At 68.7% G+C, this 15844-nt stretch carries 14 protein-coding genes; 7 read left to right on the forward strand and 7 right to left on the reverse strand.

Annotated features, from left to right (window positions below; genetic code table 11):
- Nucleotides 1–60 precede the first annotated feature (60 nt).
- A complete protein-coding gene (locus tag FOZ76_RS24965; protein ID WP_143951004.1) occupies nt 61–2133 on the reverse strand; it encodes an ATP-dependent helicase in 2073 nt (690 codons plus the stop codon).
- A gap of 132 nt (nt 2134–2265) precedes the next feature.
- On the opposite strand from FOZ76_RS24965, the gene FOZ76_RS24970 reads away from it, so the two are divergent.
- Nucleotides 2266–3174, forward strand: coding sequence for a DUF72 domain-containing protein (locus FOZ76_RS24970; RefSeq protein WP_143951005.1), 909 nt, complete (start codon nt 2266–2268; stop codon nt 3172–3174).
- A gap of 95 nt (nt 3175–3269) precedes the next feature.
- Nucleotides 3270–3830 carry an NADPH-dependent FMN reductase gene (locus FOZ76_RS24975; protein ID WP_143951006.1) on the forward strand — a complete coding sequence of 187 codons (561 nt, stop codon included), beginning with the start codon at nt 3270–3272 and terminating at the stop codon, nt 3828–3830.
- Nucleotides 3831–3895: 65 nt separating this feature from the next.
- Here the strand turns inward: FOZ76_RS24975 and FOZ76_RS24980 are convergent, their stop codons facing one another.
- Nucleotides 3896–6481, reverse strand: a complete 2586-nt coding sequence (locus FOZ76_RS24980) for a DUF6351 family protein (RefSeq protein ID WP_143951007.1) — start codon at nt 6479–6481, stop codon at nt 3896–3898.
- Between the two features lie 227 nt (nt 6482–6708).
- Nucleotides 6709–7920, reverse strand: coding sequence for an OpgC domain-containing protein (locus FOZ76_RS24985; protein WP_143951008.1), 1212 nt, complete (start codon nt 7918–7920; stop codon nt 6709–6711).
- A gap of 369 nt (nt 7921–8289) precedes the next feature.
- Here FOZ76_RS24985 and FOZ76_RS24990 point away from each other — a divergent pair, with 369 nt between their 5' ends.
- Nucleotides 8290–8742 (forward strand): PA2169 family four-helix-bundle protein, encoded by a 453-nt coding sequence (locus FOZ76_RS24990; RefSeq protein WP_143951009.1) that lies wholly within the window; start codon nt 8290–8292, stop codon nt 8740–8742.
- Between the two features lie 266 nt (nt 8743–9008).
- Here the strand turns inward: FOZ76_RS24990 and FOZ76_RS24995 are convergent, their stop codons facing one another.
- Nucleotides 9009–9257, reverse strand: a complete 249-nt coding sequence (locus FOZ76_RS24995; RefSeq protein WP_143951010.1) for a GlsB/YeaQ/YmgE family stress response membrane protein — start codon at nt 9255–9257, stop codon at nt 9009–9011.
- 87 nt (nt 9258–9344) lie between these two features.
- Nucleotides 9345–9965, reverse strand: a complete 621-nt coding sequence (locus FOZ76_RS25000) for a DUF2239 family protein (protein WP_143951011.1) — start codon at nt 9963–9965, stop codon at nt 9345–9347.
- Between the two features lie 283 nt (nt 9966–10248).
- On the opposite strand from FOZ76_RS25000, the gene FOZ76_RS25005 reads away from it, so the two are divergent.
- Together FOZ76_RS25005 and FOZ76_RS25010 are read left to right on the forward strand one after the other, a co-directional pair.
- Complete coding sequence (locus FOZ76_RS25005) at nt 10249–10836, forward strand: superoxide dismutase (protein ID WP_143951012.1); 588 nt, start codon at nt 10249–10251, stop codon at nt 10834–10836.
- Nucleotides 10837–11131: 295 nt separating this feature from the next.
- The gene (locus tag FOZ76_RS25010; RefSeq protein ID WP_170235625.1) at nt 11132–11641 is read left to right on the forward strand and encodes a DUF4168 domain-containing protein; all 510 of its coding nucleotides are present in this window, start codon (nt 11132–11134) and stop codon (nt 11639–11641) included.
- A gap of 94 nt (nt 11642–11735) precedes the next feature.
- Here the strand turns inward: FOZ76_RS25010 and FOZ76_RS25015 are convergent, their stop codons facing one another.
- Entirely contained in the window at nt 11736–12284 is a 549-nt protein-coding gene (locus FOZ76_RS25015; protein ID WP_211366526.1) for a PaaI family thioesterase, read from the reverse strand.
- A 179-nt stretch (nt 12285–12463) separates the two neighbouring features.
- Between FOZ76_RS25015 and FOZ76_RS25020 the strand changes: the two genes are divergently transcribed.
- Nucleotides 12464–13711, forward strand: coding sequence for an MFS transporter (locus tag FOZ76_RS25020; RefSeq protein WP_143951015.1), 1248 nt, complete (start codon nt 12464–12466; stop codon nt 13709–13711).
- A 90-nt stretch (nt 13712–13801) separates the two neighbouring features.
- Nucleotides 13802–14998: an MFS transporter gene (locus FOZ76_RS25025; protein ID WP_143951016.1), complete on the forward strand. Its 1197-nt coding sequence runs from the start codon at nt 13802–13804 to the stop codon at nt 14996–14998.
- 85 nt (nt 14999–15083) lie between these two features.
- On the opposite strand, the gene FOZ76_RS25030 is transcribed toward FOZ76_RS25025, so the two are convergent.
- A complete protein-coding gene (locus FOZ76_RS25030) occupies nt 15084–15704 on the reverse strand; it encodes a Fur family transcriptional regulator (protein WP_143951017.1) in 621 nt (206 codons plus the stop codon).
- Nucleotides 15705–15844: the final 140 nt, after the last annotated feature.

The following is a 15844-nucleotide window of genomic DNA, read 5'->3' on the forward strand; positions in this document are numbered from 1 at the left end:
ACGTGAACGGGTTCTCAGGGCCCCGGGTTCCTTGCCTGCATGATACCGGCGCGCCCGCCCCTACATCCACGTCGCGCGTATCCGCGCCGCCAGATCGACCGCCGGCTGCTTGGCGCCGAGCCGCGGCTCGGGCAGCGGCGGCAACGGCGGCGCCTTGGGCAGCCGCTCGAACAGCGGCAGCATGGCATCCTCGATGAACCGGGTGCGCGCACCATACACGTGGCGGTCTCCCCCGGCGCCCTGCTGACGCACATAGAAGCGCTGCGGCACGACGAGTTGCAGGCGGGTCTTGGCGCGCGTCATGGCAACGTATAGCAGGCGGCGTTCCTCCTCGATCTCTTCGGCCGTGCCGGTGGCCATATCGGAGGGCAGACAGCCGTCGACCGCGCTCAGCAGGTACACGCTGTGCCACTCCTGCCCCTTGGCCGAATGAATGGTGGAAAGGATGAGGTAGTCCTCGTCGAGCAGCGGCGGGCCGGCCTCGGCGCTGGTGGCGTCGGGCGGGTCGAGCGCAAGCTCGGTGAGAAAGCGCTCGCGCGTGCCGTACGAGGCGGCCACGCGCACCAGTTGCTCGAGATCCTTGCGCCGCACCGCTGCGTCGTCGTGGAGCCGCTCGAGCTGGGCGTCGTACCAGTTGACCGCCTGCTCCAGGTCGCCCGGCCACGCCACCTGCGCCATCAGCCCGCGCATCAGGGCCGCGAAGGCGGCCCATTCGTCGCGCGCGCCCGAACCCGGGTCGAAGGCGCCGATGGCCTCGGCCGGCACCGCCACGGCCTGCACCGCATCGAGCAGGCGCGCCGAGCGGGTCGGCCCGATGCCCGCCACCAACTGCGCGGCGCGAAAGCCCGCCAGGCGATTGCCCGGGTTCTCGGCCCAGCGCAAGAGGCTGAGCACATCCTTGATGTGGCTGGCTTCGAGGAACTTCAGGCCGCCGAACTTCACGAACGGGATGTTGCGCCGGACCAGTTCGAGCTCGAGCTGGGCGCTGTGGCTGGCGCTGCGGAACAGCACCGCCTGGGAAATCAGCCTGACCCCGGCCTCGCGCTGCGCGAGCACCTGGTCGGCCACCCAGCGTGCCTGCCCGCTCTCGTCCGACACGGCGACGAGTTCGGGTTTCTGACTGGACACCCGGTCGGTCCAGAGCGCCTTGGCATAGCGCTCGGCAGCCTGGGCGATGACGGCGTTGGAAGCGGCCAGGATGGGCTGGGTCGAGCGGTAATTGCGATCCAGCGTGACCACCCGCGCGGGCGGATCGAACTGGTCCGGAAAGTCGAGGATGTTGCGCACCGTGGCCGCGCGAAACCCGTAGATCGACTGGGCATCGTCGCCGACCACGGTCACCCCGCGGCCGTCGGGCTTGAGCCCACGCAGGATGCGCGCCTGCAGGCGGTTGGTGTCCTGGTACTCGTCGACCAGCACGTGGTCGAAGGCCGCGCCCAACTCGGCGGCGATGCCGGGTTCGTCGAGCATCGCCGCCCAATAGAGGAGCAGGTCGTCGTAGTCGAGCACCTGCTGCTCCTGCTTGGCGGCCACGTAGGCGGCGAACAGGCGGCGCAGCTCGGCCTCCCAGGCGCTGCACCAGGGATAGGCGCCCTGCAGGATGGCGGCGAGTTCGTCCTGGCCATTGACGACGCGCGAATAGATGGACAGGCAAGTGCTCTTCAAGGGAAAGCGCTCGGTGCTCGCGGCCAGGCCCAGTTGCTGGCGCACCATGCCCATGAGGTCCTCGGCGTCGCCGCGGTCGTGCACGCTGAAGGCCTCGGACAGGCCGATGCGCTCGGCGTACCGGCGCAAGAGGCGCGCGCCCACGCTGTGGAAGGTGCCGGCCCAGGGCAGTTCGGGCGCCTGCGCCCCGCTCGCGCCCAGCCAGCGCTGCAGGACCGCGCCGACGCGCTGGTTCATCTGGTGCGCGGCGCGGCGCGAGAAAGTCAGCAGCAGGACGCGCTGCGGGTCCGCGCCCTGGCGCAGCAGATGGGCGACCCGATGCGCCAGCGTGGTGGTCTTGCCCGAACCCGCGCCGGCGATGACCAGCAGCGGGCCGGGCACGCCCTGCCCGCCGTGCTCGGCGGCGGCGCGCTGCTCGGGATTCAGGCCCGACAGGAAATCGTCGGAGGAGGTGCCGGTGAAAGACATGAAAAAACCATACATCGTGTAGGCAAGGCGCGCGATACGGGCCGCGTGGCCCCGGGCTATCGGGCTTGCGATGCGCGCGGCACCGCCCTGGCGCTACGATACTGGATATTCGTACAGATTTCCCGCCCCCCCATGCGCAGCACTGCTTCCGTCCTCGTCGGCACCTCGTCGTTTGCCGATCGCAACCTCGTGGCCACCGGGCGCTTCTACCCGCCCGCCCTGCCCGCGGCCCAGCGCCTGGCCTACTATGCCAGCCAGTTCCCCGTGGTCGAGATCGATTCGAGCTACTACGCCCTGCCCGCGCCCAGTGCGGCGCACGGCTGGGCCAGCCGCTCGCCGGACGGCTTCACCATCAACGTCAAGGCGTTTCGCGCCTTCACCGGCCACCAGACACCGCTCTCGGCACTGCCCGCGGAACTGCGCGCCGAACTTCCCGCCGAACAGCAGGTGACCTTCATGAACCGCATGCCCGGCGACGTGCGCGACGAACTCTGGCGGCGCTTTCAGCTCGCCCTGGAGCCGCTGCGCCTATCGGGTCGCCTGGGCACGGTGCTGTTCCAGTTTCCGGCATGGATACAGGCGAACGCCGCGGGCGAAGCGCTGGTGCGCTACAGCGCGAGCCGCCTGGAGGCCTGCGTGCCGGCGGTCGAGTTCCGGCATCGCAGTTGGTTCGCCGATGCGGCACGCACCGAGCGCACGCTGGGGCTGGTCCGCGACCTGGGCGCCGTGCACGTCGTGGTCGACCAGCCCGCGGGCTTCGAGGATGCCGTCCCGGCCGTGTGGGCCGCCACCCACGACGAGTACGCCATGCTGCGGCTGCACGGCCGCAATGCGGCGGGCTGGCGGCGCGGCGCCGGTGGATCGTCCGAGCGCTTCGACTATGTCTACAGCCCCGACGAACTGGCCGAACTGGCGCGCCAGGCGCAGCAGCTAGCCCGCCTCGCCCGCCGCACGCACGTCGTGTTCAACACCAATCGCGAGGATCAGGGCGTGGTGAACGCCCGGGCCTTCGAGCAGGCACTGGCCGAGCTCGCCCGATGAGCCCGCCGACGGCGCCCGGACGGCCTAGGGCTGTGAACGCTAAGGCCCTAGAATGATTGCCGGCATCCTTTTCGCACCGCACAAGGAGTTTTCGCATGCCCGAGTTGCACACCATCATCTGCAGCACCCGGCCCGGCCGCGTCGGCGCCGCCGTCGGCGACTGGTTCCATGGCTACGCACAGGCCCACGGCAAGTTCGACTGCGTACGGGTCGACCTGGCCGAGGTGGCGCTGCCCATCTTCGACGAGCCCTACCACCCGCGTCTGCAGAAGTACCAGCACGAGCACACCAAGCGCTGGAGCGCCAGCGTGGCCTCGGCCGACGCGTTCGTGTTCGTGACCCCCGAATACAACTTCGGCCCGCCGCCGGCGCTGCTGAACGCCCTGAACTATCTCTACAACGAGTGGAACTACAAGCCCGCCGCGTTCGTGAGCTACGGCGGCGTCTCGGGCGGCATGCGCGCGGTCGAGCGCGAGAAGAGCACCCTCACCACCCTGAAGATGGTGCCGCTGATGGAGGCCGTCACCGTGGTCGATGTCGCCAAGCACCTGGACGCGGACAAGCGCTTCGCCCCGGCCCAGATCCACACCGATTCGGCCAAGGCCCTGCTCGACGAACTGCTGCGCTGGAGCAACGCGCTGGGCACCCTGCGCTGAGGGGAAACGTCCCCCACGCTCACTGCCCCCGAGGGGGCTTCAGCCTCCTTCGGGCGGCATGACGCTCAAAAGGGGGAACGGGGCGGCGCCGGCTCCGCGTCGGCGCGGGTGGGCCGGCTGGGTAATACGCTCGACGGTGCGCCGGCGCGTGGGCGCGCGGCGGCGCTGGCCAGTTCGGCCACCGGCCCGGCCGGGGTGCTCGCGGCGCCGTCCGCTGTCGAAGCCTCGCGCACAGCCGCCTCGGCCGCGGCCTGTGTGCTCTGCACCGGGCTTTCCGGCACTGCGACAGCCGGCAAGTCGGACGAGGCGGCGGGAGTGAGCGCGGGCGCCGGCTCCGGCCCGGGCGCAGCCGACGCCGAACGCAGCGGAAAGCGCATCCACGGCGCGGCCCGCTCGTCCTGCCCCACGCCTGGCCGTGACCAGTCGCAGACGCCCTGCGGAAAGATGCGCTGCAGGCGCTCCCATTGTTCCGGGCTGGGCGGCTCGGGGTACAGCGCGGCATCGAGCGGATGCAGGCGGCACTTGAGCACGTCGCCGGCCAGCGGGGCGCCCGCGGCCACGTGCGGCGAGGATGGTGCCGGATAGAGGCTGGCGCAGCGGCCCGACAAGGCGTTCATGTCTTCCGCCACGGGCACCGGCTCGGCCTCGCGCGTCATGCACACGTCGGTCAGCCCCGCCGGACGGTGCCGGAGCACCTTCTCGGCGGGCGGGTCTTGGCTGTGATCGGCGGCGATGGCCGTCAGCCAGGCATCCATCTCGGCCAGCGCGCGCCGCAGCAAGGGGCTGGCGGTGGAGTACAGGCCGTAGCGCGCATCCTCGACGAACATCACCTGGTTGCCGGCCTTGGCCGAGGTGCCGGCCAGCCGCGAGCGCATGGCAAAGGAGTGATAGCGCAGGTGCATGTCGCCGTTGGGCAGGTCGTCGGTATAAGCCCGATAGTCGATGATCGGAATCGACGCCAGCCCGCCGCGCCCGGTCAGCAGCCCGGCCCCGTAGGCCGCGGCCAGCGCCTGGGGCGCGCCGTACGAACGCGCCTCGGTGGGCAGGCCGTGCTCGTCGTAGCCGCCGATCTTCTCGTTCAGGTCGAGGAACTGCTCGAACGTGATGACGCCGCCCTTGAGCGCCTGCAGGCCGTATTGCACGCCCACGTTGTCCAGTGGACGCAGGGCCACGCCGCTGGTCGGATCGCGCCCGAAATAGTTGACGCCGTGCGAGAACACATCCACCCGCACGCCGCCCGGATTGGTCTTGGCGTCGAACAGCAGGTTGCGGGGCAGCACCTCCGGCACGATGCCGGTCGCAGCGATCCGCTTGACGCCGCGTTCGATATCCTGGTTCGCGAGGGTGGCCAGGTTCGCCACGCCCGCCACTGCGCGCTGCTGCTCGGGGCTGAACGACGCGGCATCCTCGCGCGCGAAATACCGCCGCATCGAATGCAGATCGGCCAGCATGGTGACGGTGGACAGCAGGTCCGGGAAGCTGCATCCGGGAATGATGCCGTCGAGCAGCCCGGGATAATTGTCGGCGATGAAGTGCTGCTGGTAGGAGCCGCCCGAGCAGCCCCAGCCGATCGTGAACAGCGGCACGCCGAAGGTGGTGATGAAGCGCGCCTTGACCATCGCCATGGTCTCGGCGGCGAGCACCTCGTTGCAGTTGTTGCCGAACACGTTGAGCGAGGACGAAGCGATCGCGTAGCCCTGTTCGATCAGGTGCGAATTGAGCACGTCGCCGACGCTGGCCCCCTGGCGGTACCAGCCGCCGTTGCAACCGCCGCCGAAGGCGAAGATCAGGCGGTTGTTCCAGCCCGGCCAGCTATGGAACGGCGTGACCTCGGGATCGGCATAGGGATCGTGCAACGCGGCGATCTGGTAGATCGCGCGGTTCGCCGTCCCCGTCTGCAGGCGGACGATGTAGCGGATGGTCTTGCCCTCGCGCTCCAGGGTCGCGACATCGGCGGGCGGCGCATCGCCGGCGGGCAAGGGCCTGAGCACCGGGCCGCCCGCGCCGGACGGCCGGTAGTAGTAGTCCACCCGGGTCGTGATGCTGCAGTCCGCGTCCAGGGGCGCCCCCAGGCGTGTGCCGCCCGGCAGCGCGAACTCGTCGGTCTGGCAGATGAAGGGCTTCTCCCGGGGGCCTGCGAACAGCGGCCCGCTGATCGGGTGATTGACCAGCGTCAGCGCACCGGCGCGCCGGCCGTTGACCCGCACCTCGAGCTGCGCGGAGCCCACCTGCAGGCCGGTCAGGCGGGCGATCAGTTGACCATCGCGGGAACTGACAAAATGCCGGGTGATGTCGGTGTCGCCCAAGCGCACTTCGATATCGCCCGGAGCATAGGGTGCGGGTACCGGCACTCTGACGAGCACATCGCCGCCGCTCACCATGTCGGCGCGCGAGGACAGCACTTCGGGGCGGATGGCGAGCGCCATCGGCACATCGCGATCGCGGCTCGTCGGCCCGGCCCACGGTTCGTCGAACGTCAGGTCCAGACCGCCCGGCAGCACCAGCAGGCTCTCGCCGCTCGCATTGGCCGGCGGCTGGGCACCCGCCGCGTTCGCCGACGACTGCGCCAGCGCCGGCAAGGCACCGAGCGCGATCAGGCAACCGGCCACCCACCGCGTGCAGCACGCGAATGCGACCCGCGCTGCACGCATCTCAGCCTCCGAACGGCCGCCCGAAGGAGGCTGAAGCCCCCTCGGGCGGCAGCGAACGCAGTGAGCGTGGGGGCCGTTCCACTTCAGTTGTCCATGACGCTGCGCACCACCCCGACGTATGACACTGCGACGATGCGATCCAGGGCACAGCGGAGCCGGCTTTGCCGGTCCGCCAGTGCCGCCCCCTTGAGGGGGCGCGCGTCAGCGCGTAGGGGGTGGGTTTCACTTCAGTGTCGGCGCTCGCGCGGCAGCGCACACGTCTGGGGGGCGGCGGCCGGCACGCTGGCGGGCACCGGGCGCGCCAACCGGCCGGCCGGCGCCCCGAGGCCGCTGCGATACTGCCGCCATTGCTCGGCCGTCCAGCCCAGGGCGAGCAGCGCGGCGATGGCCACCACGTCGGCCAGCAGCCCCTGGGGCCACGCCGGTTGCACCCCGCCGGACAGGGCGTATGCCATGGCTTCGGCCATGATGGAAATCACCGCGCCTCCCACGAAACAGATCAGCCCGTTCTTGCCGACCAGCGCCACCAGCCTCAGGCGGACGAACAGCTTGTCGAACCAGCCGCGCCTGACGGCAAGGTAGGTCAGCCAGCTAAGGGCGAGGAAGTTGATGACACGAACCGCCGATGCGTTGGGCTTGGAGAACGTCTGCAGGCCATTCTCGAGCCACGTCGAAAGAAAGATCGACCGCAGGCTCTCATGATAGGAGAAAAGCGAGGTGATGGCACCGGCGATGCAGATCGCGATCGCCAGGCCGAGCAATACCCGGCGCCCATGCCCCTGCGGCCGCTCGGCAAGCTCCGGGTACAGGCCGGCGATGAGCCCCACGACGAACACGACCTGCCAGGCGAACGGGTTGAAGGACCAGTGCGGGATGGTGGTGGTGGGCAGGTAGGAGCCGAGCCAGGGCGCCAGCAGCCACAGGCCGATGCTCGCGGCCAGCAGCCAGGTCCACGAGCGCATCGCCAGGCGGATCGCCAGGGGCGCCATCAGCGCAAAGAAGGCGTACATCGGCAGGATGTCGGCGAGGAAGGGCTGACGCGCCAGGAACACCACCTCGAGCAGGCTGCGCCACGGCGCAGCGATGAAATCCTTCGCCTCCGAAGCGCCCAGCGAGGGGGTCTGCAATTGCCAGCGCATGAGCAGGCAGCCGGCGACGAACATCAGGACCGCAAGCAGCAGGAAGGCCCGATAGATCTCCCATGAGCGGCGCCAGAAGCGGCGATCGGCTTCGCGCTGGCTTCGCTTGCGCAGGATGCCGGTGTAGGCGATGGCCGTCACGACGCCGGCCAGGAAGACGAAGACTTCCGTGGCGTCCGCGATGGCGAAGTTGCGCAGCGTGGTCCAGGCAAACACGCTGCCCGAAATATGGTCGACGACGATGAAGATCAGGACGAGGCCGCGAAAGACATCGATCTCCAGGGAACGTTGGTTTTTCATGGCAATAGGGGGGCCGCACAGGCGGGCCAGGGATGACCAGGTCAATGTAAGCGGGGGGCGAGCATAACCTGCCTGACAGTTCGCGACCCGATGTAATGCGGGAATACCCGCAGGATCGATGCCACCGCAAGCGCCATCCGGCCCCACTTCCCTATGGAACCACGGCCGCGCAGCACGCCGACGGTTGCGGTTTGATACAGGCCGACCGGGAATATTCAGTCACAAAATCAAATACTTGAAAGGCTGCTGGCGCCGACGATGGCGCTGGTCCGGGCACACGGGTTGCTTGAACCCATGCCAAGCCGATCATGACGGCGATGCAAGCAAGCCCCCACGCAAGGCTCCCTATACAACACACAGGAGAATTCCATGTCCGACCAAATCGTCAAGACGCTGAACCATCTGATCGAAACCTCCAAGAACGGTGAAAAGGGCTTTCTGGCCGCTTCGGAGGATGCCAAGAACCCCGAACTCAAAGCCTTGTTGAGCAAGCGCTCGCAGGAATGCGCCAGCGCCGCCACGGAGTTGCAGGCAGTGGTGTCCCGCCTGGGCGGCAAGCCGGAGGACAGCGGCACTGTCACCGGCGCCATGCACCGCGGCTGGGTCAATCTGAAGGCGGCAGTCGCAGGCCGGGAGGACAAGGCCGTCCTCGAGGAATGCGAACGCGGCGAGGACCATGCCAAGGCCGAATACCAGAAAGCCCTGAACGAGGCGGCCCTGCCCGAAGATATCCGCCAACTCGTGCAGCGCCAGTACGACGGCGTGTTGCGCAACCATGACCAGATCAAGGCGCTGCGCGACCAGGAACGGGCTCGCGGCTGAACTGGCCGCAGCGCATACCCAGGGCTCGGACGGCCCCGGGGCGCGGTCCACCCGGGCGCGGCCTGGCTGCAGTAAGGTAGCGCTACGCCTTTTACTGCGCCGCCCCGCGAGGCCCCCGGCTCGGGTCGTCACGCCGGAAAACCCGGTGAGAATGGAAGGAAAAAGCGGGAAAGAAAAACGGCGCCGAGAGGCGCCGATCGAAAGGGCCGGCGCTTGCGCCGGCCTTGCCGTTTGCCCCTGCGTGGGGGCGCGGCGTCTGAAACGGTTCAGCTACGCTTGCGGATCAACCCGACAATGCCGAGCACGATGATCGCCCCGACGATGGAGGCGATCCATCCCGGCGCCTCGCCTGGGCCATACCATCCCAGGGCCTGGCCGAGATAGCCGGCGATGAGCGCGCCGACGATACCGAGTATGCAGGTGAGCACGATGCCCATCTTCTGCTCGCCCGGCATGATGGCCCGCGCGATCAAGCCCACGATCAAACCCACGACGATCATCACGATGAAACTCATGGTGGCCTCCCAGCCGGCAGCATCCAGTGACTACCGATGATAATCAGGTTGCGCCAAAATGTGATGACATTTCGGCGGCCGTGGTATTTAGCCGACACTGCCCGGCGGGCGCCGGGCTTCCGGCGTGCCGAAGGCCAGGCGTATGGCGTGATTGCGCAGATCGGGTGGCCAGGAGGCGAGCCGGTGCTCGAACTGGACCACGTCGCCGGCGAACAGCGCGCGCAACGCCTCTTCGTAGCCGGGCAGATCGCCGCCTGCGGCGAGCATGAACCGGTACGCCGCCTCCTGCGCGCGGCGCGCGGACTCCTTGGCCTCGTTGGCCTTGCGGGCATCGTCGACCAGGCGCCGCAGGGCGGCCGAAGCGCCGCCGGGCTGCGTATTGAGCCACTCCCAGTGCCGGGGCAGCAGGGTGACCTCGCGGGCGATCACGCCCAGGCGCGGACGGCCCGGGCCGCGCGGCGCCGGCGGTGGCGCTTCGGGCAAGACCGGCTCGCGCGCGGGATCCAGCCTGGCCAGCGCATCCTGCTCGGTGCCGCGCAAGTCGAGATCGAGGCGCTCGCCCGTCTCGTCGGCGTAGACCGCCACGCGCGCCTCGGGTGCACGCGCCAGATACCGTTGAACGTCCGGCACGACGTCTGCCAGCGTGCCCGCAGCGATGCGATTCGTGCCATCGAAAGCGGTAGCGGGCATGTCTAGGGGGTAGGACATGTACGACTCCTGCGAAGAGTATCGCTGGCTTTATTTTACCCGGATTTTAAAGTTTGCATAGCGCAGGGCTAGCACGGCAATCACATTGTGCCCGTATGTCTTGCCTGCGGGCTATCCTCCGCACAGCCGACGCGTAAGCGGGTATTTTTCCTAGCTCGACCTTGACATATTGCGGCCACGCCGATACAACCGAGCAGACGCCGACAGCCCCCCGGCGCCGGCGCCTGCCCGTCATCGACCGCATGGCGGGCAGCGAGAATCCACAACATCAGCCGGAGTATCCATGGAACACACACTGCCTCCCCTGCCGTACGCCAAGGACGCGCTCGAGCCCTACATGAGCGCCGAGACCTTCGAATACCACTATGGCAAGCATCATCAGGCCTACGTCACCAACCTGAACAAGCTGATCGTCGGCACGCCGCACGAGAACCAGGAACTGGTCGAGATCATCCGCTCCTCGCAAGGCGGTATCTTCAACAACGCCGCCCAGGTCTGGAATCACACCTTCTTCTGGTCCTGTATGAAGCCGCAAGGCGGCGGCGAGCCCGCCGGCGACCTGGCTACCGCGATCGGCAAGAAATGGGGCGATTTCGCCAAGTTCAAGGAAGCGTTCACGAACAGCGCGGTCGGCAACTTCGGTTCCGGCTGGACCTGGCTGGTGAAGAAGGCGGACGGCTCGGTTGACATCGTCAACACCAGCAACGCCGCCACCCCGCTCACCACCGGCGACGTGCCGCTGCTGACGATCGACGTGTGGGAACACGCCTACTACATCGACCAGCGCAACGCCCGCCCGAAGTTCGTCGAGACCTTCCTCGACAAGCTCGCCAACTGGCAATTCGCGCAGGACAACTTCGCCAAGGCCTGATCCTTCAGCGAGCCTGTCTGCAAACGCCCGGCCCGACCGGGCGTTTTTTTTGCTGTCGGGCCGCTTCCAGGGCGAAATCCGGCCCCGACGAATACGTAACAAGACTCGTCGAAAAACTTACTCAAAACTGACAGCCGAGTCGGCATTCCCCCAGGACAAAGCCGATCTGCAACGCTACCGCGGCGACACCTGGTCATACATGACTCGATACATGACCAAACACACGCTCATGAAACACACCCGGCGCGTGGGCATACTGGTCGCTCGCAATCAGCGCAATCTTGGAGGTGTTTTCATGCACAAACGCATCGCGACTTTCTGCTCTGCCGCCCTGCTGTGCGCGGGGGTCGGCTCCGCCGCCATCGCGCATGCGCAGCCCACGTCCAGCATGACGGAATCCAGCGCGCCGGCGAGCGCCCAGGGCGCTGGCGGTGCGCCGGCGGCCGCCGCTCCCGCGCCGGGCGCTGCTCCGGGTGCTGGCGCAGCGCCGGGTATGAGCGCCGCGCCGGGGGCCGCCGACGGGGCGAGCGCTGCCGTGACGGATGCGCAACTCGAGAAGTTCGTCGAATCGGCCCAGAAGGTGGCTGCTCTGTCGAACGAGTACAACCAGCGCCTGCAGCAGGCCGAAGGGACCGACAACCAGCAGCAGATCGTGGCCGAGGCCAACGACCGCATGGCGTCTGCCGTCGAGGAAAGCGGGTTGACGGTCGAAGAGTTCAACGGCATCAGCCAGGCCATCGAACAGGATCCGCAGTTGCACGCGCGCGCGCAGCAGATGCTGCCGCAGCAGCCGACGATGCAGTAAGCACTGTCTCGCCGGACCAGGCCGCCCCACGAGGCGGCCTTTTTTTTGGTGGCTGCGCGTACATGTGTTCCCGTCGGCGCGCGCCCCATGCGCCTCAACCGGGCGCACGCGTCTCGAACACCAGGCAGGTGGTGGTGGCATGCGCATACAGGGTGCCATCCGGCCCGACCAGCCGCGCCTGCGCGGTGGCGAGCTGGCGGCCGGCATGCAGGGCTTCGCCGATCGCCCGCACCCGCACTTCGCCCGGCCGCAGGGCGCGCACGATGTTCACGCTGAGTTCTGCCGTGGTGTAGCCGCGGCCTTGCGGCAGCAGCGTGTGGACGGCGCAGGCCAGCGCGGAATCCAGAATGGCGGCGAACCAGCCGCCATGCGCCGTGCCCATCGGGTTCAGATGCGACTGTGCCGGCCGGCCCTGGTAGACGACCCGGCCGCGCTCCACCTCGACCAGCACGAAACCCAGCGTCTGTGCGATGGGCGGATAGGGCGTGGCTCCAGCCAGCATGGCGCGCATCACGGCCAGTCCATCCAGCCCGGCCAGGGCAGCCGGGTCCGCGACGCCGGGCCACTGGCGCGCCAGCGCGGCCTCCTCGTCATCGATCCAGTCGGCCAACAGGCTGCGGCCATCGGCAGGCGCCGTGTCCATGCTCATCTTTCCTCTCCTTGTCTCGGCCCCCGGGGCGCCATGCGGCCGGGCATCTGTTCAGCCTTATGCCATGCGGCGTAAAGCGAAACAAGCGAGGCCTTGCGTTTGCTGCACTGCAGCGTTATGGTAATGTCGCCAGCGATCGCTGCGGCCCGCGCTGGGCCGCGTCTCCTTTCCCCATGTCCCATACCCTTCCCGCCCCGCCAGTGCCCTCGGCGTCCGGCGAGCTGTCGCCATCCCTGCTTCTGCTGTTTGCCGCCGCATGCGGCCTGCTCGTCGCAAACATCTACTATGCCCAGCCCTTGATCGGGCTGATCGCGCCGGACCTGGGGCTGCCCGACAGCCTGGCCGGCATTGTGGTGGCCTGTGCGCAGTTGGGTTACGGCGTGGGGCTGCTGATGCTCGTACCGCTCGCCGATTGCGTCGAGAACCGCCGACTGGTCCTGATCCTGCTCGGCGGCGTCGTGGCGAGCCTGGTCGCGATCGCCGCCTCCACCGCTGCCTGGAGTTTTCTCGCCGCCACGCTGACGTTGGGCCTGTGCGCGGCCGCCGCACAGATTCTCGTCCCGCTTGCCTCGCAACTCGCCGCACCGGCGCACCGCGGCCGGGTGGTCGGCAACGTCATGGCAGGGCTGCTCGCCGGCATCATGCTCGCGCGGCCGCTGGCCAGTGTGCTCGCCCAGTGGGGCGGCTGGCGCGCGGTGTTCGTGGTGTCGACCGTGCTGGTCTGTGCACTTGCCGTCGCCCTCGGACGCAAGCTGCCGCGACGCGCGCCGCAGGCAGGGCTGTCGTACGGCGCGATCCTGCGCTCGATGCCGGGGCTGCTCGCCCGCAATCCGCTGCTGCGGCGGCGCGCCTTCTATCAGGCGATGATGTTCGCCGCCTTCACGGCGTTCTGGACCGCAACACCGCTGCTGCTGGTCGAACAGTTCGGCTTCGGCCAGTACGGCATCGCGGCCTTCGCCCTGTGCGGGGCCGCCGGCGCGCTGGTCGCCCCGCTGGCCGGCCGTCTCGCCGACCGGGGCCTGACCCGGGCCGGTACGTTCGGTGCGCTCGCCTGCGTCACCCTGTCGTTTGCGGCAACCGGCTGGGCCGGGCAGGCGAGCACGGTCCTGTGGCTGGCGCTCGCGGCCATCGGGATCGATGCCGCGGTCCAGGTGTGCCAGGTGCTCAGCCTGCGCGCCATCTTCATGCTGGCCCCCGAACAGCGCGGCCGCCTCAACGCCCTCTTCATGACCTCGGTCTTCGTTGGCGGCGCATGCGGGTCCACGCTCGCCGGCGCTCTCTACGCAGCGTACGGCTGGCACGGCGTCGCGCTGCTGGGCAGCGCTTTCGGGCTGGCCGCCCTTGCGCTCTTCGCCACCGAAGGCCGTGCGCGGCCCCTTCCCGCGGCGGACGGCGCGCGACGCCAGGCGCAAAGTCGATGAGCCGCCGTCATCCGCCACACATCACGCACGGGCGGCTGCCCGACACCTCGGCCAGCCTTCGCTGAATCCTTTTCCTTTCTTACACGCTTCATGCATACACCCGACATTCATGCTCCGGCCCGCCCGGCGCTGGCCGAACTCGCCATGGCGATCGGCGGCTTTGCCATCGGCATCGGAGAATTCGTCATCATGGGGTTGCTGCCCCAGGTGGCCGCGGGCACGGGCGTCAGCGTTCCGCAGGCCGGCCATCTCATCAGCACCTATGCTGTCGGCGTGGTCGTGGGTGCGCCCCTGATCGCGGTTCTCGCCGCGCGCCTGCCGCGCCGCCTGCTGCTCATCCTGTTGATGGCGGCGTTCGCGCTGGGCAACTTCGCGAGCGCCGCGGCGCCCGGCTTCCTGTCGCTCGCCGGCTTTCGTTTCGTCTCCGGCCTGCCGCACGGCGCCTTCTTCGGCGTGGCCGCGCTGGTGGCGGCCGAACTGGCCGGCCCCGGGCGGCGCGCCCAGGCCGTAGCCCGGGTCATGCTCGGCCTGACCGGCGCGACGCTGGTCGGCGTACCGATCGCCACCTGGCTCGGGCAGACCCTGGGCTGGCAAGCCGCCTTCGTGCTGGTCGGTGCCATCGGCATACTGTGCGCGGCGCTGGTCTGGCGCTGGGTGCCCTACACGCCCGGCAACCCGCTGGCCAGCCCATTGCGCGAACTCGGCGCGCTGCGCCGCCCGCAGGTGCTGCTCACCCTGGCCATCGGCTCGATCGGTTTCGGCGGCCTGTTCGCGGTCTTCAGCTACATCACGCCGACCATGACCGAGGTGGCGGGCCTGCCCGAAGCCTGGATGCCCGCCGTGCTCATCGTCTTCGGCCTGGGCATGATCGCGGGCAACATCGGCGGCGCCTGGTTCGCCGACCGCGCGCTCATGCCCACCGTCGCCGGCGTGCTGGTGTGGTCCATCCTGGTCTGCCTGACGTTCCCGTTCGCCGCTCAGCATCCGGCGAGCGCGCTGTTCAACCTGTTCCTGGTCGCGACCACGGTGGCGCTCGCGCCGGCGCTGCAGATCCGCCTCATGGACGTCGCCGGCGACGCGCAGACACTCGCGGCGGCGCTCAACCATTCGGCCTTCAACCTGGCCAACGCGCTGGGCGCATGGTTGGGCGGCATGGTCATCATCGCAGGGCACGGGTGGACGGCGACCGGCTGGGTCGGGGCGGCGCTGGCTGCGGGTGGGCTGGCGGTGTTCGGCGCGTCGATGTGGCTGGCGCGCACCACACCGGGCAACGTCGTTCGCGCATGAAGGACCTTGGACGACGAACAATGCTCGATCAACGTCACCGCGGCGGCTCGACGATATCCTGAGCCTTGCCGACGACGCCCGCGCGCTATGCTCGGCCGGGACGTCCGCGCCGCTTGGGCCCGGCCGCGGCGCCCGATACGGTGCCCGTCTCGTCTCCGAAGACAATCGTCGTCACCCCCGCCCCGACATCGAAGCCGGTCTGTTCTGCCACGGCGAGAATGCGCGCCATGAGGCTCGGATCGTCGATCACGACGCTGCGGCCGGTGCGCGGGCAAGCCATGCGCAGCTCGCGGCCGTCGAACCCATCCGGCTTCAGGCGATAGAGCGCCTTGCGCCCGCCGCTCCACTCTCGCACCAGCCAGCCCGCTTCCAGCAGATCGGTGATGACCCGGTAGACGCTCGACAGGCTCACCTGACTGCCGCCCAACAGCAAGTGCCGGAAGATGTCTTCCCGGCCGACAGCGCCGCTATCCAGCTCGCGCATCGCGCGCAGCACTTCCATGCGTAGATACGTCATTCTCGGATTCGTACGATGCTGCCCCGGCGGTGTATCGCCTGGCCTGTAGGCTGCCGTCGACGAGGTTCCACGCTTGCTGCCCTTCATGACGAGACTGTCCGCTCGGGGCGGCGAGTCGCGATTCGTACCCAGGGCCTGCGTACGCGGGCGCGCAGCAAGCTCTTCGTATGGAACATGTTCGGCAATCATCCTGCGAGTCGGAACGGAAACGGCAGCCGGGTCGCCGCCTGCTCTCACGACACACAGAAAGAGGGGCACCGCGGCGTCACGGCGCGATGCATGACATGAGCAACGCCTGACAATAGGAATGATTGCCAATTACTGTTGTG

The sequence above is a fragment of the Verticiella sediminum genome (assembly GCF_007558815.1).
Taxonomy (GTDB): Bacteria; Pseudomonadota; Gammaproteobacteria; order Burkholderiales; family Burkholderiaceae_B; genus Verticiella; species Verticiella sediminum.